The 25,153-nt window shown below is 48.9% G+C and carries 23 protein-coding genes; 15 read left to right on the plus strand and 8 right to left on the minus strand.

What is annotated here, in order from left to right:
- The first annotated feature begins 13 nt into the window (after positions 1-13).
- From srfAC to L3V45_RS01810, 3 genes are all read left to right on the plus strand, one after another.
- Complete coding sequence (gene srfAC / locus L3V45_RS01800; RefSeq protein WP_154303221.1) at positions 14-3,850, plus strand: surfactin non-ribosomal peptide synthetase SrfAC; 3,837 nt, start codon at positions 14-16, stop codon at positions 3,848-3,850.
- Positions 3,851-3,869: 19 nt separating this feature from the next.
- Positions 3,870-4,601 (plus strand): surfactin biosynthesis thioesterase SrfAD, encoded by a 732-nt coding sequence (srfAD, locus tag L3V45_RS01805; RefSeq protein ID WP_014304324.1) that lies wholly within the window; start codon positions 3,870-3,872, stop codon positions 4,599-4,601.
- A gap of 121 nt (positions 4,602-4,722) precedes the next feature.
- Positions 4,723-6,033, plus strand: coding sequence for an aminotransferase class I/II-fold pyridoxal phosphate-dependent enzyme (locus L3V45_RS01810; protein ID WP_024084875.1), 1,311 nt, complete (start codon positions 4,723-4,725; stop codon positions 6,031-6,033).
- A gap of 36 nt (positions 6,034-6,069) precedes the next feature.
- Here L3V45_RS01810 and L3V45_RS01815 read toward each other — a convergent pair whose 3' ends face one another.
- The 6 genes from L3V45_RS01815 to L3V45_RS01840 form a co-directional block, all read right to left on the minus strand.
- Entirely contained in the window at positions 6,070-6,744 is a 675-nt protein-coding gene (locus L3V45_RS01815; RefSeq protein WP_060657811.1) for a 4'-phosphopantetheinyl transferase family protein, read from the minus strand.
- Positions 6,745-6,842: 98 nt separating this feature from the next.
- The gene (locus L3V45_RS01820; protein ID WP_440100094.1) at positions 6,843-7,454 is read right to left on the minus strand and encodes a YczE/YyaS/YitT family protein; all 612 of its coding nucleotides are present in this window, start codon (positions 7,452-7,454) and stop codon (positions 6,843-6,845) included.
- 110 nt (positions 7,455-7,564) lie between these two features.
- Complete coding sequence (tcyC, locus tag L3V45_RS01825) at positions 7,565-8,308, minus strand: cystine ABC transporter ATP-binding protein TcyC (protein WP_003156376.1); 744 nt, start codon at positions 8,306-8,308, stop codon at positions 7,565-7,567.
- A gap of 12 nt (positions 8,309-8,320) precedes the next feature.
- Positions 8,321-9,025, minus strand: a complete 705-nt coding sequence (locus L3V45_RS01830) for an amino acid ABC transporter permease (RefSeq protein WP_003156375.1) — start codon at positions 9,023-9,025, stop codon at positions 8,321-8,323.
- Positions 9,012-9,809 (minus strand): cystine ABC transporter substrate-binding lipoprotein TcyA, encoded by a 798-nt coding sequence (gene tcyA, locus L3V45_RS01835; RefSeq protein WP_015388712.1) that lies wholly within the window; start codon positions 9,807-9,809, stop codon positions 9,012-9,014. Before tcyA ends, L3V45_RS01830 begins: the two co-directional genes overlap by 14 nt.
- 128 nt (positions 9,810-9,937) lie before the next feature.
- A complete protein-coding gene (locus tag L3V45_RS01840; protein WP_003156371.1) occupies positions 9,938-10,810 on the minus strand; it encodes a transcriptional regulator BsdA in 873 nt (290 codons plus the stop codon).
- Between the two features lie 93 nt (positions 10,811-10,903).
- Here L3V45_RS01840 and L3V45_RS01845 point away from each other — a divergent pair, with 93 nt between their 5' ends.
- The 4 genes from L3V45_RS01845 to L3V45_RS01860 are packed head-to-tail and all read left to right on the plus strand — an operon-like array spanning position 10,904 to position 13,648.
- The gene (locus L3V45_RS01845; protein ID WP_088005476.1) at positions 10,904-11,518 is read left to right on the plus strand and encodes a non-oxidative hydroxyarylic acid decarboxylases subunit B; all 615 of its coding nucleotides are present in this window, start codon (positions 10,904-10,906) and stop codon (positions 11,516-11,518) included.
- Between the two features lie 2 nt (positions 11,519-11,520).
- Positions 11,521-12,942 (plus strand): phenolic acid decarboxylase BsdC, encoded by a 1,422-nt coding sequence (gene bsdC, locus L3V45_RS01850; protein WP_003156369.1) that lies wholly within the window; start codon positions 11,521-11,523, stop codon positions 12,940-12,942.
- A 17-nt stretch (positions 12,943-12,959) separates the two neighbouring features.
- Entirely contained in the window at positions 12,960-13,187 is a 228-nt protein-coding gene (locus tag L3V45_RS01855) for a non-oxidative hydroxyarylic acid decarboxylases subunit D (protein ID WP_003156368.1), read from the plus strand.
- Complete coding sequence (locus L3V45_RS01860) at positions 13,187-13,648, plus strand: hypothetical protein (RefSeq protein WP_014304330.1); 462 nt, start codon at positions 13,187-13,189, stop codon at positions 13,646-13,648. The genes L3V45_RS01855 and L3V45_RS01860 overlap by 1 nt, the downstream gene beginning before the upstream one ends.
- Positions 13,649-13,690: 42 nt before the next feature.
- On the opposite strand, the gene L3V45_RS01865 is transcribed toward L3V45_RS01860, so the two are convergent.
- A complete protein-coding gene (locus L3V45_RS01865) occupies positions 13,691-15,169 on the minus strand; it encodes a peptide MFS transporter (protein WP_003156366.1) in 1,479 nt (492 codons plus the stop codon).
- Between the two features lie 278 nt (positions 15,170-15,447).
- Between L3V45_RS01865 and L3V45_RS01870 the strand changes: the two genes are divergently transcribed.
- Positions 15,448-17,193 carry a right-handed parallel beta-helix repeat-containing protein gene (locus L3V45_RS01870; RefSeq protein WP_079978289.1) on the plus strand — a complete coding sequence of 582 codons (1,746 nt, stop codon included), beginning with the start codon at positions 15,448-15,450 and terminating at the stop codon, positions 17,191-17,193.
- A 92-nt stretch (positions 17,194-17,285) separates the two neighbouring features.
- On the opposite strand, the gene L3V45_RS01875 is transcribed toward L3V45_RS01870, so the two are convergent.
- Positions 17,286-17,507 carry a YczF family membrane protein gene (locus L3V45_RS01875; RefSeq protein WP_003156362.1) on the minus strand — a complete coding sequence of 74 codons (222 nt, stop codon included), beginning with the start codon at positions 17,505-17,507 and terminating at the stop codon, positions 17,286-17,288.
- A 121-nt stretch (positions 17,508-17,628) separates the two neighbouring features.
- On the opposite strand from L3V45_RS01875, the gene gerKA reads away from it, so the two are divergent.
- The 7 genes from gerKA (at position 17,629) to L3V45_RS01910 (ending at position 25,141) form a co-directional block, all read left to right on the plus strand.
- Positions 17,629-19,269, plus strand: coding sequence for a spore germination protein GerKA (gerKA, locus tag L3V45_RS01880; protein ID WP_003156360.1), 1,641 nt, complete (start codon positions 17,629-17,631; stop codon positions 19,267-19,269).
- Positions 19,256-20,482, plus strand: coding sequence for a Ger(x)C family spore germination protein (locus tag L3V45_RS01885; protein ID WP_003156359.1), 1,227 nt, complete (start codon positions 19,256-19,258; stop codon positions 20,480-20,482). Before gerKA ends, L3V45_RS01885 begins: the two co-directional genes overlap by 14 nt.
- A gap of 24 nt (positions 20,483-20,506) precedes the next feature.
- On the plus strand, positions 20,507-21,625 hold the full coding sequence (locus tag L3V45_RS01890) for an endospore germination permease GerKB (protein WP_003156357.1): 1,119 nt from the start codon (positions 20,507-20,509) through the stop codon (positions 21,623-21,625).
- Between the two features lie 168 nt (positions 21,626-21,793).
- The gene (locus L3V45_RS01895; protein WP_236837419.1) at positions 21,794-23,119 is read left to right on the plus strand and encodes an LLM class flavin-dependent oxidoreductase; all 1,326 of its coding nucleotides are present in this window, start codon (positions 21,794-21,796) and stop codon (positions 23,117-23,119) included.
- A 13-nt stretch (positions 23,120-23,132) separates the two neighbouring features.
- A complete protein-coding gene (locus tag L3V45_RS01900; protein WP_015388710.1) occupies positions 23,133-23,624 on the plus strand; it encodes a GNAT family N-acetyltransferase in 492 nt (163 codons plus the stop codon).
- 28 nt (positions 23,625-23,652) lie between these two features.
- Complete coding sequence (locus tag L3V45_RS01905; RefSeq protein WP_014304333.1) at positions 23,653-24,444, plus strand: amino acid ABC transporter substrate-binding protein; 792 nt, start codon at positions 23,653-23,655, stop codon at positions 24,442-24,444.
- 22 nt (positions 24,445-24,466) lie between these two features.
- Positions 24,467-25,141, plus strand: a complete 675-nt coding sequence (locus tag L3V45_RS01910; protein WP_003156350.1) for an amino acid ABC transporter permease — start codon at positions 24,467-24,469, stop codon at positions 25,139-25,141.
- Positions 25,142-25,153 lie beyond the last annotated feature (12 nt).

Genomic DNA, 25,153 nt, shown 5'->3' on the forward strand with positions numbered 1-25,153 from the left:
GGGAGCGGAGCAGATGAGCCAGTTCAAAAAAGATCAAGTTCAGGACATGTATTATTTGTCGCCGATGCAGGAGGGAATGCTGTTTCATACTCTCCTGAATCCCGGCCAAAGCTTTTACATCGAACAAATGACAATGAGAGTAAAAGGCAGCTTGAATATCAAATGCCTTGAAGAAAGCATGAATGTGATCATGGACCGGTACGATGTATTTCGTACCGTGTTCATTCACGAAAAAGTAAAAAGGCCGGTCCAAGTCGTATTGAAAAAACGGCAGTTTCAGATAGAAGAAATCGATCTGACACACTTAACGGGCAGCGAGCAAGCATCCAAAATTAATGAATACAAAGAACAGGATAAGATCAAGGGCTTTGATTTGACGCGGGATATTCCGATGCGGGCAGCCATCTTTAAAAAATCGGAAGAAAGCTTTGAATGGGTGTGGAGCTACCACCACATCATTTTGGACGGCTGGTGCTTCGGCATCGTCGTGCAGGATCTGTTTAAGGTATACAATGCCCTGCGAGAACAAAAGCCGTACAGCCTGCCGCCGGTCAAACCGTATAAAGACTATATCAAGTGGCTTGAAAAGCAGGATAAACAAGCATCACTGCATTACTGGCGCGGGTACTTAGAAGATTTTGAAGGACAAACGACATTTGCGGAGCAAAGAAAGAAACAAGAGAACGGCTATGAGCCGAAAGAGCTGCTCTTCTCACTGCCGGAGGCGGAAACAAAAGCATTTACCGAGCTTGCAAAATCGCAGCATACCACTTTGAGTACGGCGCTGCAGGCGGTTTGGAGTGTATTAATCAGCCGCTACCAGCAGTCCGGCGATTTGATCTTCGGCACAGTCGTTTCCGGGCGTCCCGCAGAAATCAAAGGCGTTGAACATATGGTCGGGCTGTTTATCAATGCTGTTCCGAGGCGGGTGAAGCTGTCTGAGGATACCACATTTAAAGGCTTGCTCAAGCAGCTGCAGGAGCAATCGCTGCAGTCTGAGCCTCATCAATATGTGCCGCTCTATGACATCCAAAGCCAGGCCGATCAGCCAAAGCTGATTGATCATATTATTGTGTTTGAAAATTATCCGCTTCAGGATGCAAAAAAAGAAGAGAACAGTGAAAACGGCTTTGATATGGAGGACGTCCATGTTTTTGAGAAATCGAATTATGATCTCAACCTGATGGCTTCTCCAGGTGATGAGATGCTGATTAAGCTTGCCTATAACGGGAATGTGTTTGATGAGGCGTTTATCCTGCGCTTAAAATCTCAGCTTCTCACAGCGATTCAGCAGCTCATCCAGAAGCCGGATCACCCTGTCAATACGATCAGACTTGTTGATGAAAAGGAAAGAGAGCTTCTGCTTACCGGCTTAAACCCGCCGGCTGAGACTCATCAGGCGAAGCCTCTGACGGATTGGTTCAAGGAAGCGGTGAATGTAAATCCTGATGCACCGGCGCTTACGTATTCCGGCCAGACTCTTTCCTATCGCGAATTAGATGAGGAAGCGAACCGTCTTGCGCGCCGTTTGCAAAAGCAAGGTGCGGGTAAAGACACCGTTGTCGCGTTGTACACGAAGCGCTCGCTTGAACTGGTGATCGGCATTCTCGGCGTATTAAAAGCGGGAGCGGCTTATCTGCCGGTTGATCCGAAGCTGCCGGAGGACCGAATCTCGTATATGCTGACTGACAGTGCGGCTGCCTGTCTGCTGACACATCAGGAGATGAAAGAAAAAGCGGCTCAGCTGCCGTATACAGGAACAACACTCATCATCGATGATCAAGCACGGTTTGAGGAACAGGCAAGCGATCCTGCAGCCGCAATTGATCCCGATGATCCGGCGTATATTATGTATACGTCCGGCACAACCGGAAAGCCGAAGGGCAATATCACCACTCATGCCAATATACAAGGATTGGTCAAGCATGTAGACTATATGGCATTTTCTGAACAAGATACGTTCTTATCTGTTTCGAATTACGCCTTTGACGCATTTACTTTTGATTTCTACGCATCAATCCTGAATGCGGCACGGCTCATTATCGCAGATGAACATACACTGCTTGATACAGAACGGCTCACTGATCTGATCCGGCAGGAGAATGTCAATGTCATGTTTGCGACAACCGCACTTTTTAATCTTCTCACCGATGCGGGAGAGGAGTGGCTGAAGGGGCTCCGCTGTGTGTTATTCGGGGGTGAGCGCGCGTCTGTGCCTCACGTCAGAAAGGCGCTTGAGATCATGGGGCCCGGCAAGCTGATTAATTGTTACGGGCCGACTGAGGGAACGGTGTTTGCGACAGCTCACGTCGTGCATGATATACCGGATTCCATTTCCTCATTGCCGATCGGAAAGCCGATCAGCAATGCAAGTATTTATATTCTTAACGGGCAAAACCAGCTTCAGCCGTTCGGAGCTGTCGGTGAACTGTGCATCAGCGGAATGGGTGTATCAAAAGGGTATCTGAACCGTCACGACCTGACGAAGCAAACATTTATCCCAAATCCGTTCAAGCCGGGAGAAACGCTTTACCGCACAGGGGATTTAGCACGATGGCTGCCGGATGGAACGATTGAATACGCCGGGCGTATTGACGACCAGGTCAAAATACGCGGTCACCGGATTGAACTTGAAGAAATCGAAAAGCAGCTGCAGGAATACCCGGGTGTGAAAGATGCGGTCGTTGTTGCAGACCGCCATGAGTCCGGAGATGCATCAATCAACGCCTATCTCGTGAACCGGACGCCGCTTTCAGCTGAAGACGTAAAGAGGCACTTGAAAAAACAGCTTCCTGCTTACATGGTGCCGCAAACCTTTACTTTCTTAGAAGAGCTTCCTTTAACGACAAACGGGAAGGTCAATAAACGGCAGCTGCCGAAACCGGATCAGGCTCAGGCGGCGAAAGAATGGATCGGGCCTCGAAACGCGACGGAAGAAACGATTGCACACATCTGGTCCGAGATTCTCGGCAGACAGCAGATCGGGATTCATGATGATTTCTTCGCGCTCGGAGGCCATTCCTTAAAAGCGATGACGGCAGCGTCGCGCATTAAAAAAGAGCTCGGTACGGACATCCCGGTGCAGCTGTTATTCGAAGCGACGACAATCGCAGACATTGCCGGTTATCTGCTTCACGGTGAAGAAAAAGGAATGAAAGATCTCACCATCATGAATAAAAATCAGTCTGACACACTGTTTGCGTTCCCGCCGGTTCTCGGTTACGGGCTGATGTACCAGCCGCTGGCAAAACAGCTGTCCGGCTATAGAATCTGTGCGTTTGATTTTATCGAGGAAGACAACCGCATTGAACGCTACACAGAGCTGATCAATCAGCTCCAGCCGGAAGGACCGGTCAAGCTGTTCGGATACTCGGCAGGCTGCACGCTCGCCTTTGAAACGGCCAAACGGCTTGAAGCCGAAGGACGTAAAGTGGAGCGGCTGATCATGGTTGATTCCTATAAAAAACAAGGCGTCAGCGACTTGGAAGGCCGCACCGTAGAAAGCGATGTCCAGGCGCTGATGAAGGTAAACCGGGATAACGAAGCGCTGAATGACGAAGCCGTCAAAGAAGGTCTCGCCAAAAAAACAAACGCGTTTTATTCTTACTTCGTGCATACCGTCAGCACCGGCACGGTCAATGCGGATATAGATCTATTAACGTCAGAACCGGACTTTGCGATGCCGCCGTGGCTCGCTTCGTGGGAGGAAGCCACGACAGGTGAATACCGTGTGAAAAAAGGCTGCGGCAGTCACGCAGAAATGCTACAGGGAGAATGTCTCGAAAGGAATGCGGCATATTTGCTCGAATTCCTAAGGAAGGAACATCCGAAGCTGACAGCTTCACGATAGAAAAGGAGGAAGCCCGCCAATGGTCCAGCTCTTTAAATCGTTCGATACCACGGAAAAAACGCAGCTTATCTGTTTTCCGTTCGCAGGAGGCTATTCCGCATCATTCCGCCCGCTCCACACCTATCTTCAAGGTGAGTGTGAGATGCTTGCCGCGGAACCGCCGGGACACGGAACAAATCAAATGTCCGCCGTTGAGGATTTTGAACAGCTTGTCAGTTTATACAAGCAGGAGTTGAATCTCCATCCTGACCGCCCGTTTGTGCTGTTCGGCCACAGTATGGGAGGCATGGTCGCTTTCAGGCTGGCGCAAAAGCTGGAGCGGGAGGGGATTTACCCGCAGGCCGTGATCATCTCAGCCATTCAGCCGCCGCATGTTGAAAGGAAAAAAGTGTCTCATCTTGATGATGAAAAATTTCTCGCCCATATTATCGAGCTGGGCGGAATGCCGCAGGAGTTAGTGGAGAATAAGGAGGTCATGTCATTTTTCCTGCCTTCTTTCAGGTCCGACTACCGCGCGCTTGAAAGCTTCCGTCCGTCTGATTCTCACATGATTCAATCACCCGTCCATATTTTTAACGGGCGGAAAGATAAAAAATGTATCAAAGATGCGGACGGATGGAAAAAATGGGCCGACAATCCCGTATTTCATGAGTTTTCGGACGGCCACATGTTCATATTAAGTGAAACTGAAAAAGTGGCGGAACGAATATATGAGATTATTAACAGGAGCACTGCAGGCCAATTGTTATAGGAGATGACAGACAGCATTCGCTGTCTGTTTTTTGTAACAAAATCTGCCCGTGAGTTTTCTCATTTATCAAAAATTTTATGTTATGATTTGATGGAATATAATTTTGAAGGGATTGTCGTACATGAATGATGCAGCAAAAGAGCTGAACAGAACATTATCTGAAGAAAACCCGCACGTGCTTCATATGCTTTCTGATTTGGGCAGAGAGTTGTTTTATCCGAAAGGGGTGCTGACACAATCGGCGGAAGCGAAAGCCAAGGCCGGAAAGTATAATGCCACGATCGGGATTGCCACCTCACAAGGCGAGTCCATGCACTTTTCCCATATTCAAGAGACACTGTCCGCCTATAACCCCGATGATATCTACGATTATGCTCCGCCGCAGGGAAAAGAGCCGCTCAGACAGGAATGGCTGAAAAAAATGCGTCTCGAAAATCCTTCATTAGCCGGCAAAGACATCAGCACGCCGATCGTGACAAACGCTTTAACACACGGGCTGAGCATTGCCGCCGACTTGTTCGTCAATGAAGGGGATGCGCTGCTTCTGCCGGATAAATATTGGGGAAATTACAATTTTATTTTCGGTGTCCGGCGCAAGGCATCCATTGAGACGTACCCGCTTTTTCAGCAGGATGGGCGTTTTAATGCGGCGGGGCTGTCCGAGCTGCTGAAAAAGCAGGAAGAAAAGGCGATTGTCGTGCTGAATTTCCCGAATAATCCGACAGGCTATACGCCGGGGGAAGAGGAAGCGTCAGAAATCGTCAGTGTGATCCTGGAGGCGGCGGAGGCCGGCAAAGAGATTGTCGTGCTCGTAGACGATGCGTATTACAATCTGTTTTACGATGAAACGGCCATTCAGGAATCCATCTTCAGCAAACTCGCCCAAGTGCACGACCGGGTGCTTTGCGTAAAAATAGACGGCGCGACGAAGGAAAATTATGCGTGGGGCTTCCGCGTCGGTTTTATTACGTACAGCACAAAAAGCGAAAAAGCGCTGCGCGTGCTCGAGGAAAAAACAAAAGGGATTATCAGGGGAACGATTTCAAGCGCCCCGCATCCGTCCCAAACGTTTATGCTGCGGGCGATGCAGTCACCGGAATACGAGAAAGAAAAATCGCTGAAATATAATATCATGAAAAAACGGGCTGACAAAGTGAAAGCCGTTCTTGCAGAAAACAAGCACTATGAAGACGTATGGACGCCTTATCCGTTTAACTCGGGTTATTTCATGTGTGTCCGGCTGAGAGACATAAACGCCGGTGAATTAAGAGTGTCATTGCTTGAAAAGAGAGGAATCGGGACGATATCCATTAATGAAACCGATTTGCGAATCGCATTTTCATGTGTTGAAGAAGAATACATCGCGGATCTGTTCGAAGAAATTTATCAAGAAGCAAAGCAGCTGCAGAAACAGGCGGAAATATCAGGCTGACAAAAAAAGGAGGGGGATACCCTCCTTTTTCTATGCTTACAGCAGCTCTTCATACGTTTTCATCTCAATCCCGTCACAAAAATCGGGATGCGCCGCACAAACGGCCAGCTTATATTCCTCGTCCGCATCATATGTGCGGATGAAACAAGGTTCATGTCCGTCCGGGAGCTCAATGGACACATGGCCGTCGTCTTTGAGGCGGACGCTGAATGAATCAAGCGGAAGGGAAAGCCCTTTTCCGGCCTGCTTGATAAAGCTTTCTTTCATCGACCACAGGTGGTAAAAATAATCGGTCTGCTGATCGGGGTGTTTCGCTTGCAGATCACTGTATTCCGTCGGCGAAAAAAAACGTTTGGCGATATCAATCGTGCCGGGCTTCATTTTTTCAATATCAATGCCGATCGGTTTTGAATCAACGGCACACACGATCCAGCGCCCGGAGTGGGAAATGTTAAAGTGCATGTCCGGAAGCGCGGGGATGTACGGCTTTCCGTATTCCTGGACGCTGAATGAAATCCCGGCCGGATCAAGTCCGTAAGCCTTCGCCGCAGCGGTGCGGATCAGCATGTCGCCGATCAAGGTGCGGTGAGCATCCTCCTTATGATAAAAGCGCCGGCATTTTTCCCGCTTTTCGGCGGACACGGCCGCCATCATCCGATCCTCTTCCCCTGCAGAAAGCGGGCGGTCCATATATATTCCGTAAATCTTCATGTCCAGATCCTCCGTCTGAAAATATTGTCAAAACCATCCTACCATATCAGACGAAAGCTGTCCGAAAATAAAAAAACAAAACCGTTTCGGCTTTGTTTTTAATGAACGGACGTTGCCCGCCCGGAGATCGCGTATGTTAACAGTTTAGAGGACTGCGGCAAAGAAAAACGCAGAATCAGCCCCGTCAAAACAGCCGTAATAATGGTTCCGGCGCCGATCGGTCCGCCCATCACCCAGGCTGCGGCAAGAATCGTCAGCTCAATGCCGTTCCGCACCCATTGCACGTTCCAGCCCGTTTTTTCAGATATCAGCATCATCAGAGAGTCCCGGGGGCCCGCGCCGAGCCCTGCTGATACGTAAATACCGACGCCGCAGCCGATCAGCAGCAATCCGATAGAAAAAAACACGGCCGCTAAGGAAAAAGCGTGCGCCTCAGGAAGCAGAAACGAGAAGAAATCAATAAACATTCCCATCAGCACCATGTTTAAGATAGCGCCGATTTTCGGGAGCGTCCTCGTGAACAGGCAGGTTAAAGCCACGATGACCGCGCCGACCAAGATGGACCATTGGCCGACAGATAGCCCGAAATGCTGAAAAAGCCCATAATGAAAGGCATCCCAAGGGCTGATGCCGAGAGCTTTTCCTTTAATGGTTAACGATACCCCGAAAGACAAAATCAACAGACCGGCAAAATAAAACGTCCAGCGCATCAAGAATTCCCGCTTCAAAGAGGTCCCTTCTTTCATAACATTCATTAATTGTCATTGTAGCATAACCGCCCAAAAAAAGAAGAAGCGAAATCAGTGTTTCGCTTCTTCTCCTACAAAGGATTCAGTATACGATTTAAAAACCGCTGCGTGCGTTCTTCTTTCGGCGCGGAAAAAATCTGGGCCGGCGGTCCTTGTTCCACAATGACGCCGCCGTCAATGAAGATGACTTCATCGGCCACTTCCTGCGCGAATTTGATTTCATGGGTGACGACGACCATCGTCCAGCCTTCGTTCGCCAGATCCTTAATCACTTTGAGCACCTCGCCGACCAGCTCCGGATCAAGTGCTGACGTCGGTTCGTCAAACAGCATCAGCTCGGGCTGAATCGCAAGCGCGCGGGCGATGCCGACCCGCTGCTGCTGACCGCCGGAAAGCTGGAACGGATATAAATCCATTTTGTCTTTCAGTCCGACTTTTTCCAGAAGCTCTATCGCTTCTTTTCTGACTTGCTCCTTGTCGCGCTTTTGCACTTGAACGGGTCCTTCCATGACGTTTTCAAGCGCCGTGCGGTGAGGAAACAGATGATACGCCTGAAAGACCATGCCTGATTTGCGGCGGAGGCGGAGAATATCAGCCTGCTTCACTTTTTTGGAGAAATCTATTGAAAAATCGGAGAATGCCAGCTCGCCGCGATTGGGGATCTCAAGCGCGTTCAGACAGCGCAGAAGCGTCGTTTTTCCTGAACCGGACGGTCCCAGAATGGCGATGACTTTCCCTTTTTCTATCTCCATATCTATCTTTTTTAAAATTTCATTCTGTCCGAATGATTTATTTAATCCTTTGACGGAAAGCATATCGAAACCTCCTTATTTGGCCACATAACGGTCGAGACGCCGTTCGATCACATGCTGTACGATTGACAGCAAGAAGCAGATGATCCAATAGATAAAGGCGGCTTCAATATAGATGACCAAGATTTGATCAAGGTTTTGCGCGCCGATTTCCTGCGCTTTTCTGAACAGCTCCGCGACGAGAATCTGTGACGCGAGAGATGTATCCTTGATCAGGCTGATAAATGTATTTGATAATGGCGGAATGGACACGCGAAACGCCTGCGGCAGGATCACGCGGAACAATGTCTTGCGATAGGTCATGCCGATCGTATAACCGGCTTCCCATTGCCCTTTCGGCACGGATGAAATAGATGCCCGGATGATTTCAGAAGCATAGGCGCCCACGTTTAATGAAAACGCGATGACTGCGCTTGGGAAAGGGTCCAGCGTAATATTAAATGTCGGGAACAGATAAAAAATGATGAACAATTGAACGAGAAGAGGAGTGCCGCGCACCGCTGATACGTATACGCTGAACACCCATCTCAATGGTTTCATATTTGACATTCTGGCGAGCGCCGTAATCAGCGCGATGATCATTCCGAAAATAAAGGAAAGAATGGTAAGGGGAATCGAGTAATAGATTCCCCCGGAAAGAATCGGCCAGAATGACTGCTGCACCAAATCCCACGGAATGGCTGTTGCAATCACGGGTTCCGGCATGTTACTTAGAAACATCTTCGCCGAACCATTTTTTCGCTATTTTAGAAAGAGTCCCGTCCTCTTTCATTTCTTTTAACGCTTTGTTGACGTGAGTCACAAGTTCGCCGCTTCCTTTTCGGAATGCGAAATATGTCTGCTGCGGCTGGCCTGCTTCAAACGCGATTTTCACGTTTTTATTGCCGGACGTTTTTAAGTAGTTCAGTACGGCAAGCTTATCGTTGTAAGTCAGATCAGCGCGGCCCTGCTGAATGAGCTGAAGGGATTGCGCCATGCCTTCAACGCCTTCAATTTTCGCGCCGGCTTCTTTCGCTAATTTATTGTAATTGCTTGTTAATGACTGAGCCGCTGTTTTTCCTTTGACATCAGCCTCTTTCGCAATCGTGCTGTCTTTTTTCGTCACGACGACTGCATTTGACGTTGTGTATTTATCAGAAAAATCATATTGGTTCTCACGGCCTGTTTTGCCGACTTGGTTGGCGACGACGTCAAACCGTTTCGCGTTTAAACCGGCAAACATGCTGTCCCATTGTGTTTCTTTAAAGTCAGCTTTCAGACCGAGGCGTTTCGCGACTTCTTGAATCACTTCAACATCATATCCGGTCAGTTTGTCAGTCTTTTTATCATGGAAGGTAAACGGTTCGTACGTTCCTTCTGTACCGACGGTCAGTACGCCTTTTTTCTTGACAGAAGCCCAAAGATCGCCGTCTTTTGACTTAGATCCGCTGTCCTGTGAGTTTCCGCAGGCTACAAGCATTGCGATGCTGACCATCATGAACAAAGCGAATAATGCTTTTTTCATCTTCTTTATTCCCCACTTTTCTGAGTAGTTTTATTGAGAAAAAATAGCTCCCAATTGTAAAGGATAACTTTTTTTTAGTATGAGTCAAGTAATTGGTTTTCATAAGCGGGAATTCATCGTGTTCCGGATCAAAATAATTCCAAAAACTGTCTGACAGGCTTCGGCAGGTAGCTGTCTTTTCTCCAGATGACGGCCGGTGTCATGACAAACGGGTTGTCTTCGATGATAACCGTTTTGACATGCGAGCGCATATGGACGGGAATCATCGTCAAAGGCAGAATTGTGGCGCCGAATCCTGATGATACAAGGCTCAAGAGCGTCGCGGAGTCATGGCATTCACAAACAACCTGGAGGTCGAGACCGTACTGTTCACAAACTTGGAGGACTTGGTCATACACACCTCTTCCATTGACGGTGCGCAAAAGGATCAGAGGCAAAGAGGCGATGTCATTCAGTTTAATCGTTTCTCCGCACAGTCGTTTTGAATGCTCGGACAGCACCAATACACACGGAATGTCTTCAAGCTCCTTCGATTCAATGCCGTCGTTTTTAATCAAGGTGGTGGTGACGGCGGCGTCAATCTGCCGGGTTTCCAGAAGCTCGAGCAGTGAGACGGGTTCATCTTCCCAAATGTTAAAGGTGAGATGCGGAAACCGCTCTTTCATCTGTGACACTTTCTCAAGCATGAGCGCTGCGCAGTAAATGGTTGACCCGACGGCAAGTGTCCCGGCCACCTCCTCCTTCAGCTCTTGTACCTCGATTATAGCGTCCTCAAACTTATGAAGAATCTCTTTCGCTCTTTTCAAAAAGACGTTTCCTTCATATGTGAGGGTCATTTGTTTCTTTTTATTGCGGTCAAACAGAATGACGCCCAATTCTTCTTCGAGCTGTTTCAACTGTCGGCTCAAAGGCGGCTGTGCCATATGGAGCTTTTTGGCGGCCGTCGTGATTTTCTGCTCTTGGGCAATGGTGATGAAATAACGCAATTGCCGAATATCCATGAGAACGCTCGCTCCTTTCTTTTATACCTTTAAGGTATGATACATAGATTTAACGAATATTTTTCATATGGATATATCAGGAGTATGATGGATTTGACACCACATTTCAAGCGTAAAGGAGGGGTCAATATGAAGCTCGTCATCGGAATGACCGGGGCAACGGGAGCCATATTCGGGATCAGGCTTTTAGAATATTTAAAAGCCGCGGAGATCGAAACCCATCTTGTCGTGTCTCCTTGGGCAAATGTCACCATTACACATGAAACCGATTATACGTTAAAAGATGTCGAGAAACTCGCATCCTATACGTATTCTCACAAAGACCAGGCAGCGGCGATTTCAAGCGGTTCGTTTGAAACGGACGGGATGATCATCGCTCCGTGCAGCATGAAATCACTGGCAAGCATCCGCACCGGAATGGCTGACAATCTGCTGACAAGGGCGGCTGACGTCATCCTGAAGGAGCGGAAAAAACTTGTGCTGCTGACAAGAGAAACGCCGCTCAGCCAAATCCATTTAGAAAATATGCTAGCGCTTACAAAAATGGGTTCCGTCATTCTTCCGCCGATGCCGGCATTCTATAACAAGCCGGCTGACATGGATGAATTGATAGACCATATTGTGTTCCGGACGCTCGATCAGTTCGGCATCCGTCTGCCGGAAGCAAAACGGTGGTACGGAATTGAAAAACAAAAAGGAGGAATCTGATAATGGCCTATCAGGATTTTAGGGAATTTCTCGCCGCTCTTGAAAAAGAAGGGCAGCTCTTAACCGTCAACGAAGAGGTAAAACCGGAGCCGGATCTGGGCGCCGCCGCGCGTGCAGCCAGCAATCTCGGGGATAAAACCCCTGCGCTTTTGTTTAACAATATTTACGGACATCACGATGCGCAGGTGGCTCTGAATGTCATCGGCTCGTGGCCGAATCACGCGATGATGCTCGGCATGCCGAAAGATACGCCTGTTAAAGAACAATTCTTTGAGTTTGCCAAACGGTACGATGCATTTCCGGTGCCGGTCAAACGGGAAGAAACCGCGCCGTTTCATGAAAATGAAATAACGGAAGATATCAATCTATTTGACATCCTTCCGCTATTCAGAATCAACCAGGGGGACGGCGGCTACTATTTGGATAAAGCGTGCGTCATTTCCCGCGATCTTGAAGATCCGGACAATTTCGGCAAGCAGAATGTCGGTATTTACAGAATGCAGGTAAAGGGAAAAGACCGCCTTGGCATTCAGCCCGTGCCTCAGCATGATATTGCGATTCATCTTCGCCAAGCTGAAGAACGTGGCGTGAATCTTCCTGTTACGATCGCGCTCGGCTGTGAGCCGGTGATTACGACGGCTGCATCAACTCCGCTGTTATACGATCAATCCGAGTATGAAATGGCCGGCGCGATTCAAGGGGAGCCCTACAGAATCGTTAAATCTAAATTGTCTGATTTAGACATCCCTTGGGGCGCTGAAGTCGTTCTGGAAGGAGAGATCCTTGCGGGAGAACGGGAATACGAAGGACCTTTCGGTGAGTTCACGGGCCATTATTCAGGCGGCCGCAGCATGCCGGTGATCAAAATCAAACGGGTATATCATAGAAACAATCCGATTTTTGAACATTTATACTTAGGCATGCCGTGGACGGAGTGCGATTATATGATCGGCATTAATACGTGCGTGCCGCTTTACCAGCAGCTGAAGGAAGCCTATCCGAACGAAATCGTCGCCGTGAATGCGATGTATACGCACGGGCTGATCGCCATTATCTCCACGAAAACGCGCTACGGCGGATTTGCCAAGGCCGTCGGCATGCGCGCCCTGACGACGCCGCACGGACTCGGCTACTGCAAAATGGTCATTGTCGTGGATGAGGATGTCGATCCGTTTAACCTGCCGCAAGTCATGTGGGCGCTCTCAACGAAAATGCATCCGAAACACGATGCAGTCATCATTCCTGATCTGTCCGTCCTTCCGCTTGACCCGGGGTCTGATCCGGCAGGGATGACACACAAAATGATTCTTGACGCCACGACGCCTGTCGCGCCGGAAACAAGAGGCCATTATTCGCAGCCGCTTGATTCCCCGCTGACAACGAAAGAGTGGGAACAAAAACTGATGGACTTAATGAATCAATAAGAAAGGATGAGTTTACTATGAAAACATGCCCGCGCTGTGAATCGCAAAAAGGAGAAACCGTCAGCCAATCGCCGGTCAAAGGCGCTTGGGAAATATACCAATGCCAAACCTGCTTTTTTACATGGAGATCCTGTGAACCGGAAAGCATCACGAATCCGGCGGCATTCAACCCGGCATTTAAAATCGATCCGAAAGAAACAGAGACGGCCACACATGTTCCCGCTGTCCCGGAAAGAAAAGCGTAATGCTGACGGAGCACTTGCCGGAGGCGCTTTACACGCTTTTAGACGGAACGGAGCTTGAAAAAAAGCAGCACGACGCATTTGTGCTCCAATCCGTGACAAAAGAAGGCCGTCCGCACGCGGCCATGATCAGCGCCGGTGAAATCGCGGCCGTGAGCAGAACAAATCTCCGGCTCGCCTTATGGAAAAACACGACGACCGTAAAAAGCCTGCTGCATTCGGGACAAGCTCTTTTCATCGCCTGGCACGGAGGAGCCGCATATTACGTCACATTGGAATGTAAGGCGCTTCCGCCGTTGAAAGAGGCGAAACACGAGCGGGAACGGTTCAGCTGCCGCGTGATCACCGTCAAGGAAGATCGGGCGAAATACGCGGATCTGACATCAGGACCGGCCATCCAGCTCCACGAACCGGAAGATGTCCTGAAGAGATGGAGAGAAACACTTGAGGAGTTAAAACGATAGACGCACAAAAAAAGCCTGCGGACGATTCCGCAGGCTTCTCTTTTATTGTACGCCTTTCATCGCCCGTTTAATGACGGGAGACAGAAGAATTAAAATAATACCGAGAATGATCGAAACAAGACCGATTGAGCCGAAGTAGGCCGCTTCAGAAATCTTATCAAACAAACCGACTACTTTTGCGTTCAGGGCTTGACCGCAGGCGTTTGTTAAAAACCACATACTCATCGTCTGCGCTGAGAAAGCTGCAGGCGCAAGTTTCGTTGTGACGGATAAACCGACCGGTGAAAGGCAAAGCTCACCAAGCACAACCAAAAGGAAGCTGAGCACAAGCCAAAGCGGGCTCACAAGCTCGCCGCTTCCGCCCATAACCGGAAGCACCATGACTAAAAATGATAATCCGGCAAGGATAATGCCGATCGCGAATTTAATCGGTGTTGAAGGCTGGCGTTTGCCGAGCTTCATCCAGATCCACGCGAACACCGGCGCGAAAATAACGATGAATAACGGGTTCAGAGACTGGAACCATGAAGACTCAAGATGCATGCCCGCAAAGGAAAGTCTCGTGCGCTGATCCGCATATAAAGCTAGAATCGTCGCGCCCTGCTCCTGAATCGCCCAGAACATTGCCGCTGCAATAAACAGGGGAACATAAGCCGCAAGCCGTGATTTTTCCGTTTTCGTCGCTTTTTTGCTTGTGAACATCACGATAAAGTAAATAACCGGAATGACAATGCCGAGGATACTGACGGTGTCAATCACACGCTGGATCGTCAGCCAGCCGGTTTGAATCAGAACAATAATAACGGCTGCTGCGATGACCACTCCGATTCCCGTGCCGATCACTGATGATTTAGAAATCGGATTCGGTACATTGGAGCCTGCTTTGCCGAGGTATTTCTTTCTCGTAAGAGCGAAAACAATCAGTCCGAGGAACATACCGGCCGCGGCGCATCCGAAGCCTAAGTGGTAGTTGTACTTCTGTCCGAGTGTTCCGACAATTAGCGGCGCAAGCAATCCGCCGAGGTTGATCCCCATGTAAAAGATGCTGAAACCTGAGTCGCGGCGCTCGTCTTCCTTCGTATATAAATCTCCGACAACGCTGGATACGTTTGGTTTAAGCAGGCCGGTTCCGATAATGATCAGAGCCATGCTGGTAAAAAACGCCGCCGTGCTGCCGGGGAAGGCAAGAGCGATGTGCCCGAACATAATTAAAATTCCGCCGTAAAATACGGTGTTTGCCGTGCCGAATACCCGGTCGGCCAGCCATCCGCCGATGACGCTCGACATATATACGAGAGATCCGTATATGGACATGATGGCAACTGCGGTCGTTTTATCAAAGCCGAGACCGCCATGAGCGACTTCCGTGTATAAATAGTAAAGCAATATGGCTCTCATACCATAGTAGGAGAAACGTTCCCAAAATTCGGTAAAAAACAGTGTGAACAAGCCGCGGGGATGACCGAAAAAGCCTCGTTGCGGCACAGTTTCTGTTATAGATTCCTTATCAATAGATGCCACCTGAGCCAACCCTTTCTTAAAAAAGTGTATTACAAAAATCATATTCTTATATAATACTTGTGTCAATATAATTTATACTGAATTCAAAAAATTCCAGAATGAAAAGATATTAAAACGGTGAATATAGACGAATTTTCCTGATTCCAATGACTTATTTTGTTATATTATCTGACTAAACTATCTTTATAAACTTTTTTAATAAAATTTAAAGTATGTACAGGCGGAGCGGGATATGGCGGAATAAGATGACAATAAGAGAGGAAGGAGGAGATTATCACTTGCCGAATCGTATATTGGATATTACGGATTGCGGTGTGGCGGCAGACGGAAAAACCGATGTGACGGGCGCCATCAACCAATGCTTGGCCAGAGCCGTCAGCGAAGGCTGTCATACGGTGTTTTTTCCGCCCGGAACGTATAAAATCAACGGCACGCTTGGCGGGGACAAAAGCCAGCCGTTTCGGAACGCCGGGATTAACGTGCCGAGCCATCTCACCATCGTTTTAGATCCGGAATGCACGATTAAAGTGGCGCCGAACAGCTCCTGGGGCTACTCGGCTTTCTATATAGGCAGGCGTGAAAATGTCACCATCACCGGCGGCCGGATCATCGGGGAACGGGATGAACACACGTATACCAATGTCCCTTTGCGGTCGACCCATGAATGGGGGTTTGGAATCTGTATTGAAGGCAGCAGCAATGTGCTGATCGAAAATGTGAAGATTTCAGATTTTACGGGAGACGGTATAATTGTCAGCCCGCTCGGGTTAAAAACAAACAGTGATTACGAAACTTCAGAACAGGTGACCATCCGCCGCTGTGAGATCAGGCAGTCAAGGCGGAACAACATTTCAATAACCGGCTGCAATACCGTTACGGTGGAAGAATGCGTGATTGAAGACGCCGGGCAAGGGAACGGAACGGCTCCGAAATTCGGAATCGATATTGAATCGTACGGAGAAGGCGATATTGATTATGAAGAAGCTCTTCATATTACGGTCCGCAACAACTTCTTTTCCGGAAACGCCGCAAGCTCAGTCACCAATTTTAACGGATATAATGTGTTAATTGAAGGAAATCATTCCGATAACACAATCAGCTACGGGTATGGGGCGCATACCGTCATTACGGGGAATGTCTTCTTTCGGTCAGACGGCGGCTCAAGGACCGCAGTCGCCGGACAAGGTGTGTCACAAGGACAGGACAGCAGCAGTGCCGTCATTTCCAACAATCTGATTACCGGGTTTTCCACCGGAATAGATGTAAGGGGAAAAAGCGTCCTCGTCACCCACAACAAAATTAATCAATTTGAAAATACGGGCATTTCCGTCTATCAGGCAGAAGATGTGACCGTTGACGGCAATGTCATTGAAAACGGACGTTCCGAAACGAGACGAAGCACGGGGATGCGGGCGACGCTTTCGGAGAACGTCGTCTTTACGAATAACACTCTGAATCAGGTGACAGACGGAATCAGCATGTCGGCCGGCAGTATCATTGTAAAACAAAATGTGCTGAAATCGTTCAGCCGGGGCATATGGGTCACAGGCGGAAATGCCGTTATTGAAGGAAATACGCTCCTTCCGAATGCGTATCAGGGCGCCGCGGAGTCCTATGCCGTATCTGTGACAAATGACGCCGGGGCTGTCATCAAAGGCAATCTCTTTAAGAACTATAAAAACTATCCCGTATTCAGTTCAACATCCTCGGGAACCTCTGTCATCAGCAACCGCTTTGAATCATCACCGCTTATCGTTACCGTGTATCTGAACTCAGGCACGCATGAAGTCATAGACAATACGCTCACGATCAACCGAACAGCGGGCAGCCCGATCGGCATCTATCTGAACGGAGCCTCCAATTCCCTCGTTTCGGGCAATACCATCAACAACCTATCCGCCGCTTCTGCTTCCGCCATCCAAACCAGCTCCTCCGCAAGTACTAAAATCATCGGCAACCGCATTATCAAAGGCGTCATTGTGAAGCACGCGACAGATACGGAAAGCGGAAATATCGTCATCTGAGAACAATCTGCGCCGGAAAAATAAAAAGAACACATGAACTCCGAGAGAAGGAGGAATGTGTTCTTTTTTGACACAATACAGCCTTGCGCCTGTCAGGCATCTTTTTTACCTGATTTATATAAAGCGATCATTTCTCTGATTAAAAAGAGGGCGAATAAAAACAGCATCAGCCATTCTGAGAAGGTGGTCAATTTAAAAGCGGACAGGTTGTTTTGAACCGCTCCATAGAAACTGAAACCTTGCAGCATATCCACCGTTACTGAAATGATCAGACAGGCAGTCAGCAAAAAGAATGAAACCCCCAATATTTTCATGCGCATCACTCTCCCTTTTTATCCTTTTCGATTACGCAGAACTTATACAGACTTTCCGCCGTGCATAATCTTTTGCCGTACAGGAAGAATATGAAAAAAACGAGGAAAGGTTTTTTGCGATATGCCGCCATTTTTTAAGCAGAGGAAACAAAAAAAAGCCGATCAAAACGACCGTGACAATGAAGGCAGAAAAGAAGCGGACAGCCAGCCGGACAAAGAGCGGGATGAGCCGATCTCCCTCAGCTTAAAGCAAAATATGAAGAAGCTGTCTGAGAGGTTCGGTAACAGTGCCGATGTCGTCATCCGCCGCCTGAAAATCGGAAAAGAAGAGCTTCCGGCCGCAATCGTGTATATCGCCGGTTTGGTAGACGAACAGCTTGTCAGCCAATCCCTTCTGGAGGATTTAATCGATATCCCGTCCGTTCAGCCGGAACAAGCAGTCTGCCTGATATACGATAAAACGCTTGCGATCGGCGGGGTGAAAGAGGAAGAAAAATGGAAAAGCCTTTATGCCGGGCTGGTGGCGGGCAGCACGCTCATTTTTGTCGACGGGGCTGACAAGGCGCTGATCGCCAGCACGGAAGGGGGAGAGCACCGGTCCATTCAAGAGCCGAGCACTCAGGTCTCTTTCCGCGGCCCGCGCCAGGGATTCACTGAATCTCTGCAAACCAATATTTCCATGATCCGCAGGTATGTAAAAACGCCTGATGTATGGGTTGAAAAAATGGAGATCGGACACGAAACGAATACGGATGTCGCGCTGATGTATATTAACGGAATTTGCGATAAAAAGCTGATTAAGGAAGTCCGCAAGCGGCTGAAGCACATTGACATCGACAGCATTCTGGAATCCGGCTACATTGAACAGCTCATTGAAGACGCGCCGTTTTCTGTGTTCCCCACCGTATATCATACGGAGCGGCCGGACGTCGTGGCGGGGAATCTGCTGGAAGGACGATTTGCGATTATCGTGGACGGAACGCCGTTCGTTCTCATCGCGCCGGCCTTATTTATTCAATTTTTTCAATCCGTTGAGGATTATTATTCACGATTTGATATCGCCACAAGCATCAGGGTGCTGCGGGTTTTGATTTTCTTCATTTCACTGGTGGCGCCGGGGATTTATGTGGCGGCGACGACCTTTCACCAGGAAATGATTCCGACGCAGCTGCTGATTGTCATCGCGGCTCAGCGGGAGACGGTGCCGTTCCCGGCCGTGATTGAAGCGCTGACGATGGAAGTGGCCTTTGAGATTCTCAGGGAGGCGGGTGTCCGGCTTCCGAGAGTTGTCGGCTCCGCCGTTTCCATAGTCGGAGCGCTTGTCATCGGCCAGGCCGCCGTACAGGCCGGCATCGTCTCCCCGGCCATGGTTATCGTCGTCGCGCTGACGGCGATTGCCAGCTTTGCGACCCCGGCTTTTGACATGGCGATATCCGCGCGGCTGATCCGGTTTCTCTTTATTCTGTCAGCGGCGGTCATGGGATTTTACGGGCTGATTCTGGGCATTATCATGATGTTCGTCCATCTGTGCGGCCTGCGTTCATTCGGTTTTCCGTATATGTCCCCGCTCGCTCCTTTGACCCCGGGCGGGCTGAAGGATTCCATCCTCCGCGCTCCGTTATGGGCGGATGAAAAAAGGCCGGAACTGCTCGTGCAGGAAAACAACAGGCGCCAAGGGGAACATCAAAGACCGAAACCGGAGACATCCAGAGGAATGGTTAATAAAGATGTAGAAGAGGGCGACGGTAATGAAAAGACGTAAATGGATACTTATCCTTTGTACGATGGTTTCCCTTATGTTTGTATCCGGATGCTGGGATAAAAGGGAGCTGACTGATTTGGCTGTGATCTCCGCCATCGGTATTGACCGGACCGAAACGGGAAAATACGTCCTTCACTTGCAAATTATCAATCCGGGAAACGTGGCCGGCGGTCTGCAGGGCGGCGGAGCGGGAGACCGGCCTCCGGTTTCCGTCTATTCGGTGTCCGGAGACAATATGACGGAAGCTTTGAGAAAAGGCTCGATGAAAGTGTCCAGAAGGCTCTATTTTGCGCATACGAATCTCGTGGTGTTCAGTGAAAAGCTGGCGAAAGAGGAAGGGCTCAGTTTTATTCTGGACAATCTTGACCGCGACACCGAATTCAGGACGACCGCAACCGCGGTTATCGCGCATAATTGCAAGGCTGAAGACATTATTAAAGTGCTGACGCCGATTGATAAAATCCCTTCCAATAAAGTGAACAAGACGCTCAGCTTCACGCAGGAACAATACGGCAGAGTCATTAAAACCAGCCTTCAGGACGTTCTGATTGATCTCGCTTCTCCGGCCGGGTCGCCGTTTATTCCGGGTTATGAAATGCACGGAGACGATAAAGCCGGTCCTACGATGGAAAATACGCAGACGACTGAACCGAAAGCAGTGCTGTCAGCGGACGGACTGGCGGTGTTCAAAAAGGATGGGAGGCTGGATTACTGGATTGAGGATGACGACAGTGTGGGGGCTGTATGGCTGCTCAATAGGATCAAGCATACGTTCATCAATGCGGATTGGAAGAATGTGAAGCACGCAATCAGTCTGCAGGTCACCCGCCAGAATACAAAGGTGACGGCCACTTTTCCGAACGGAAAACCGCATATTCACGTGCATGCTCAGGTCGAGGGGCTGGTGGACGCTGTCAGATACCCTTTCCATCTGTCTGATCCGCAAGTGCTGATGACGATGCAAAAGGCGCTCAGCGTGCAGCTTGACAAAGATATCACCAAATCAATTGAAGATATAAAAGCCCGTAAGAATGACTTCGTCGGCTTCGGAGACCTGATCTATCGGAAGCATCCGGACAAATGGAAAAAGTTCAAAGGGAAGTGGGATGAAGAATATTTCCCCAATCTCCCCGTAGATGTCAAAACGGAAGTCATTATCAGAAGAACGGGCTTGCGGAATAATCCTCTCTCAGACAAGCTTGAGCATGATTGATTTGAGGAGAAAGGAGCGAAGCGTATGGAAAATGCGAAAATCGGCACGCGTCAGCTGTTTATTATGATCATTTTGTTTGAATTGGGCAGTTCGTTATTGATCCCGCCAGGCACGATGGCCGGGCGGGATGCATGGCTGTCCGTGCTTCTCGGGTGCGTTATCGGTCTCGGACTTTTCTACGTTTATCAGGCGCTGTATCAATTTTTTCCTGAGTCTTCTCCGAGAGATTACATGAACGAACTGATCGGCAGACATCTGAGCTGGGCGGTCTCGCTTCTTTATATTCTCTATTTTTCTTATATCGCGGCCCGCGTATTGCGGGATTTTGGCGAAATGCTTGTCACCTTCGCCTACCAGGACACGCCGCTTTTAATTGTGAATGCCATGCTGATGATCGCCGCGATATTTGCGGTCAGAAAGGGTATTGAAGTGATAGCGAGAGCCGGCGAGCTGCTGTTTGGCATTATGTATTTTCTGACAGCCGTCGGGCTGATCCTCATTATCAGCTCAGGCACGATAAACCTCAGATTTCTCCAGCCCGTTTTAGCGGAGGGTGCAGGAACGGTCATTTATTCCGTGTTTAAACAGACGATGTTCATCCCGTTCGGTGAATTAATCGTGTTTGTCATGATTTTCCCTTATTTAAAAGATCGGAAAAAGGTGAAGAAAACCGGATTTCTGGCGATTATCATCAGCGGGCTGTTTTTGGCGATGTCAGTGGCGATTAATATTTGTGTGCTGGACGTCAACTTAATGCTCCGCTCTCAATTTCCGCTGCTGAGCACCATACAGACGATTAAAGTAGAAGAGTTTTTAGACCGGCTGGATGTCTTTTTCATGCTCGTGCTCGTCATCGGCGGTTTTTTCAAAGTCAGCCTTTTTACATATGCGGTTGTCGTGGGTGTGTCCACGCTGTTTAAAGAAAAAAATCCGTCTCAGCTGGCCTTTCCGGTCGGATTGGGGGTGCTGATTCTCTCCATCAGCATCGCAAGCAATTTTTCGGAACACATGAATGAAGGCTTAAACATTGTGCCGATCTATATTCATCTTCCGTTTCAAGTGCTGTTCCCCGTTTTGCTGCTTATCATTGCCGTTATTAAGAAAAAGGTCAAAGGGACCGTCTATACAGTTTCGAAGAAATAACCCGGACGGTGCGCCGGGTTATTTTTAAAATCATGATTTTTGTCTTAATGCATTGACAAACTTGCGTGACAATTGTACATTTTGATTTATTCTTATAAAATTACTAGGAAATATAGGTTTAGTGGAGTTAATATTTTCCGAACCGTATTTCAGAATAGAAGGAGATCCATCATGACAAAGAAAAAAGAAATCAAACTCGGTGTGTTTCTCGCGGGCACCGGCCATCATGTCGCTTCTTGGAGACATCCTCAGGCACCGGCGGACGCGAGCATGAATTTGGATTATTTCAAAGAACTGGCGAAAACGGCTGAGCGGGGGAAATTGGACATGCTGTTTTTGGCGGACAGTTTATCAATAGACGGCAAATCACATCCGAATGTGCTGACGCGCTTTGAGCCGTTTACGCTGCTGTCGGCGCTCGCTCAGGTCACATCCCGCATCGGTCTGACGGCGACCGCGTCTACCACATACAGCGAACCGTTCCATATCGCGAGACAATTTGCATCGCTTGATCATCTTTCCAACGGCCGAGCGGGCTGGAATGTCGTCACATCTTCGATTGAATCGACCGCGCTTAATTTCAGCGGCGAAAAGCATCTTGAGCACCATCTCAGATATCAGCGCGCGAAAGAATTCGTTGAAGTCGTCAAAGGATTATGGGATTCGTGGGAGGAAGACGCCTTTATCCGTGACAAAGAGTCAGGAGCATTTTTCGATAAAGAAAAAATGCATGAATTGAACCATAAAGGAACATATTTCTCCGTGAGAGGGCCGTTAAATGTCGCCCGCACACCTCAAGGGCAACCGGTCATTATTCAGGCCGGATCATCAGGAGACGGAAAAGCGCTGGCCGCCAAAACGGCGGAGGTCATTTTCACCGCGCAAAATCATTTGGAGTCCGCGCAGGAATTCTATCAATCTATTAAAGAACAAGCGGCTTCTTTCGGCCGTGATCCTGAAAAAATCGCGATCATGCCGGGGATATTTCCCGTTATCGCCGATACCGAGGAAGAAGCGCAGGCAAAATATGAAGAGCTCCAAGATCTCATCATTCCGTCTGTCGGCCTGAACATTCTGCAAAACTATCTGGGCGGCGTCGACCTTTCCGCCTGCCCGCTTGACGGCCCGCTGCCTGAATTGGATGCGGATGCGTCGAATGCCGTTAAAAGCCGGTTCAAGCTCGTTCAGGAGATGGCCAAACGCGATAAAATGACCATCCGCGAGCTGTACAAATATGTGGCGGGTTCAAGAGGCCATCATATCTTTGTCGGAACGCCTGAACAGCTTGCCGATAAGATGGAAGAATGGGTCGGAAAACAAGCTTGTGACGGCTTCAACATCATGCCGCCGCTTTTGCCTGAAGGTCTCACTCTTTTTGTAGACAAAGTGATTCCGATTTTGCAAGAACGGGGCGTGTTCAGAAAAGAGTATGAAGGAACGACGCTCAGAGAACATTTCGGACTGGAAAAACCGGCAAACCGATATGCCGACTAAAGGAGGGCTCATCATGTCAAGACAATACCGGCTTGCAACGGAGGCAGACGCTGATGAGCTGCTTTCACTGACACTGCGGGCGTATGAACCGATCCGCAAGCTCGGCATCAATTTTGCCGCTGCCACGGCGGATAAAGAACTCGTATTAACTAACATACAGAAAAACGCCTGTTACGTTTTGGAGGAAGACGGACGGATTCTGGCGACGATTTCTCTGCGGATGCCGTGGGGGCCGAATCCCGGGCCGTACGGTGTCCCTCATATTTGGTGGTTCGCCGTCGATCCTGAAACCGGAAAAAAAGGGACGGGCTCAGACATGCTGGAGTGGCTGGAGAACACAGTGCTCCGCGATACATTAAAAGCGCCTTTCGTGTCACTGGGCACAGCGGACAAGCATCCGTGGCTGATCGGCATGTACGAGCGGAAAGGCTACGTCCGCGCAGGCGAAAAGGATTTAGGAAAAGGCCACATCACCATCTATTTAAAAAAACAATTGCAGGATTAACATTTTAATAGGAAAAGGCGGGATTTCAATGAAGAAGAAAACATGGGCTTTGCTGCTGTCTGCCGCGCTTTTGGCGGTCTTAACAGCATGCGGAAACGGAAAAGAAAGCGAAGGCGGCGATAACGTGCTGCATGTCGGCGCCACGGGACAAAGCTATCCGTTCGCATATAAAGAAAACGGCAAACTGACAGGCTTTGACGTGGATGTCATGGAAGCCGTAGCGAAAAAAATCAACATGAAACTGGACTGGAAGCTGCTTGAGTTCAGCGGACTGATGGGCGAGCTCCAGACCGGCAAACTCGACACCATTTCAAACCAGGTCGCTGTCACGGACGAACGCAAGAAAACGTATAACTTCACAGAACCGTATTCGTATGCGGGCACTCAAGTCGTCGTCAAAAATGATAACAAAGACATCAAATCAGTCAATGATCTGAAAGGAAAAACAGTGGCGGCCGTTCTGGGCTCAAACCACGCGAAAAACCTTGAGAGCAAGGACCCGGATAAAAAAATCAACATAAAAACATATGAAACACAAGAAGGCACGCTGAAAGACGTGGCTTACGGACGGGTTGACGCCTATGTAAACAGCCGCAGCGTCCTGATCGCCCAGATTAAAAAGACCGGTCTGCCTCTGAAATTAGCAGGAGACCCGATTGTCTATGAAAAAGTCGCTTTCCCGTTTGCGAAAGATGCGGCTCACGATAAAATCCGCAAAAAAGTAAACAAAGCCATTGAAGACCTGCGGAAAGACGGCACGCTGAAAAAGCTGTCTGAAAAGTACTTTAACGAAGATATCACAAAGGAAGCAAAGCAATAAGAAACGGCGGTGAAAATCGAGAATGAACAGCATTGATTGGGGATTTATGTTTTCAGCTTTTCCCGCGTTAATCGAAGCCTTGCCGATCACATTACTAATGGCCGTCGCGGCCATGGTATTTGCCGTGATCGGCGGCCTTATATTAGCGCTTATCACAAAAAATCGTATTCCTGTGCTTCACCAGCTGTCAAAGGTGTATATTTCATTTTTCCGGGGCGTGCCGACGCTCGTGCAGCTTTTCTTAATTTATTACGGCCTGCCTCAGCTCTTTCCCGGGATGAGCAAGATGACGGCGTTAACTGCGGCGATTATCGGGCTAAGCCTGAAGAATGCCGCCTACCTGGCTGAAATCTTCCGCGCGGCGCTCAACTCAGTCGATGAGGGGCAGCTTGAAGCCTGTCTGTCTGTCGGAATGACAAAATCCCAGGCGTACAGACGGATCATTTTCCCGCAAGCCGTCAGAAACGCGCTTCCCGCGACGGGAAATACGTTTATCGGCCTGTTAAAAGAAACATCGCTCGCTTTTACATTAGGTGTGATGGAGATGTTCGCCCAAGGAAAAATGTACGCATCAGGCAACCTCAAATATTTTGAGACGTATTTAGCCGTCGCGGTCATGTACTGGATTCTTACGATTATTTACAGTGTGCTGCAGGATCTGCTCGAACGGGCGATCAGCAAGCCTTATCGCACATAGGAGGAGGCTCAG

The organism is Bacillus sp. R45 (genome assembly GCF_021729365.1).
Taxonomy (GTDB): domain Bacteria; phylum Bacillota; class Bacilli; order Bacillales; family Bacillaceae; genus Bacillus; species Bacillus velezensis.

Excerpts from the sequence above, each read along its gene's own strand:
- srfAC (WP_154303221.1), top strand. The coding sequence starts at position 14 with ATGAGCCAGTTCAAAAAAGATCAAGTTCAGGACATGTATTATTTGTCG.
- srfAD (WP_014304324.1), top strand. The coding sequence starts at position 3,870 with ATGGTCCAGCTCTTTAAATCGTTCGATACCACGGAAAAAACGCAGCTT.
- L3V45_RS01810 (WP_024084875.1), top strand. The coding sequence starts at position 4,723 with ATGAATGATGCAGCAAAAGAGCTGAACAGAACATTATCTGAAGAAAAC.
- L3V45_RS01815 (WP_060657811.1), bottom strand. The coding sequence starts at position 6,744 with ATGAAGATTTACGGAATATATATGGACCGCCCGCTTTCTGCAGGGGAA.
- L3V45_RS01820 (WP_440100094.1), bottom strand. The coding sequence starts at position 7,454 with ATGCGCTGGACGTTTTATTTTGCCGGTCTGTTGATTTTGTCTTTCGGG.
- tcyC (WP_003156376.1), bottom strand. The coding sequence starts at position 8,308 with ATGCTTTCCGTCAAAGGATTAAATAAATCATTCGGACAGAATGAAATT.
- L3V45_RS01830 (WP_003156375.1), bottom strand. The coding sequence starts at position 9,025 with ATGTTTCTAAGTAACATGCCGGAACCCGTGATTGCAACAGCCATTCCG.
- tcyA (WP_015388712.1), bottom strand. The coding sequence starts at position 9,809 with ATGAAAAAAGCATTATTCGCTTTGTTCATGATGGTCAGCATCGCAATG.
- L3V45_RS01840 (WP_003156371.1), bottom strand. The coding sequence starts at position 10,810 with ATGGATATTCGGCAATTGCGTTATTTCATCACCATTGCCCAAGAGCAG.
- bsdC (WP_003156369.1), top strand. The coding sequence starts at position 11,521 with ATGGCCTATCAGGATTTTAGGGAATTTCTCGCCGCTCTTGAAAAAGAA.
- L3V45_RS01855 (WP_003156368.1), top strand. The coding sequence starts at position 12,960 with ATGAAAACATGCCCGCGCTGTGAATCGCAAAAAGGAGAAACCGTCAGC.
- L3V45_RS01860 (WP_014304330.1), top strand. The coding sequence starts at position 13,187 with ATGCTGACGGAGCACTTGCCGGAGGCGCTTTACACGCTTTTAGACGGA.
- L3V45_RS01875 (WP_003156362.1), bottom strand. The coding sequence starts at position 17,507 with ATGAAAATATTGGGGGTTTCATTCTTTTTGCTGACTGCCTGTCTGATC.
- gerKA (WP_003156360.1), top strand. The coding sequence starts at position 17,629 with ATGCCGCCATTTTTTAAGCAGAGGAAACAAAAAAAAGCCGATCAAAAC.
- L3V45_RS01885 (WP_003156359.1), top strand. The coding sequence starts at position 19,256 with ATGAAAAGACGTAAATGGATACTTATCCTTTGTACGATGGTTTCCCTT.
- L3V45_RS01890 (WP_003156357.1), top strand. The coding sequence starts at position 20,507 with ATGGAAAATGCGAAAATCGGCACGCGTCAGCTGTTTATTATGATCATT.
- L3V45_RS01900 (WP_015388710.1), top strand. The coding sequence starts at position 23,133 with ATGTCAAGACAATACCGGCTTGCAACGGAGGCAGACGCTGATGAGCTG.
- L3V45_RS01905 (WP_014304333.1), top strand. The coding sequence starts at position 23,653 with ATGAAGAAGAAAACATGGGCTTTGCTGCTGTCTGCCGCGCTTTTGGCG.
- L3V45_RS01910 (WP_003156350.1), top strand. The coding sequence starts at position 24,467 with ATGAACAGCATTGATTGGGGATTTATGTTTTCAGCTTTTCCCGCGTTA.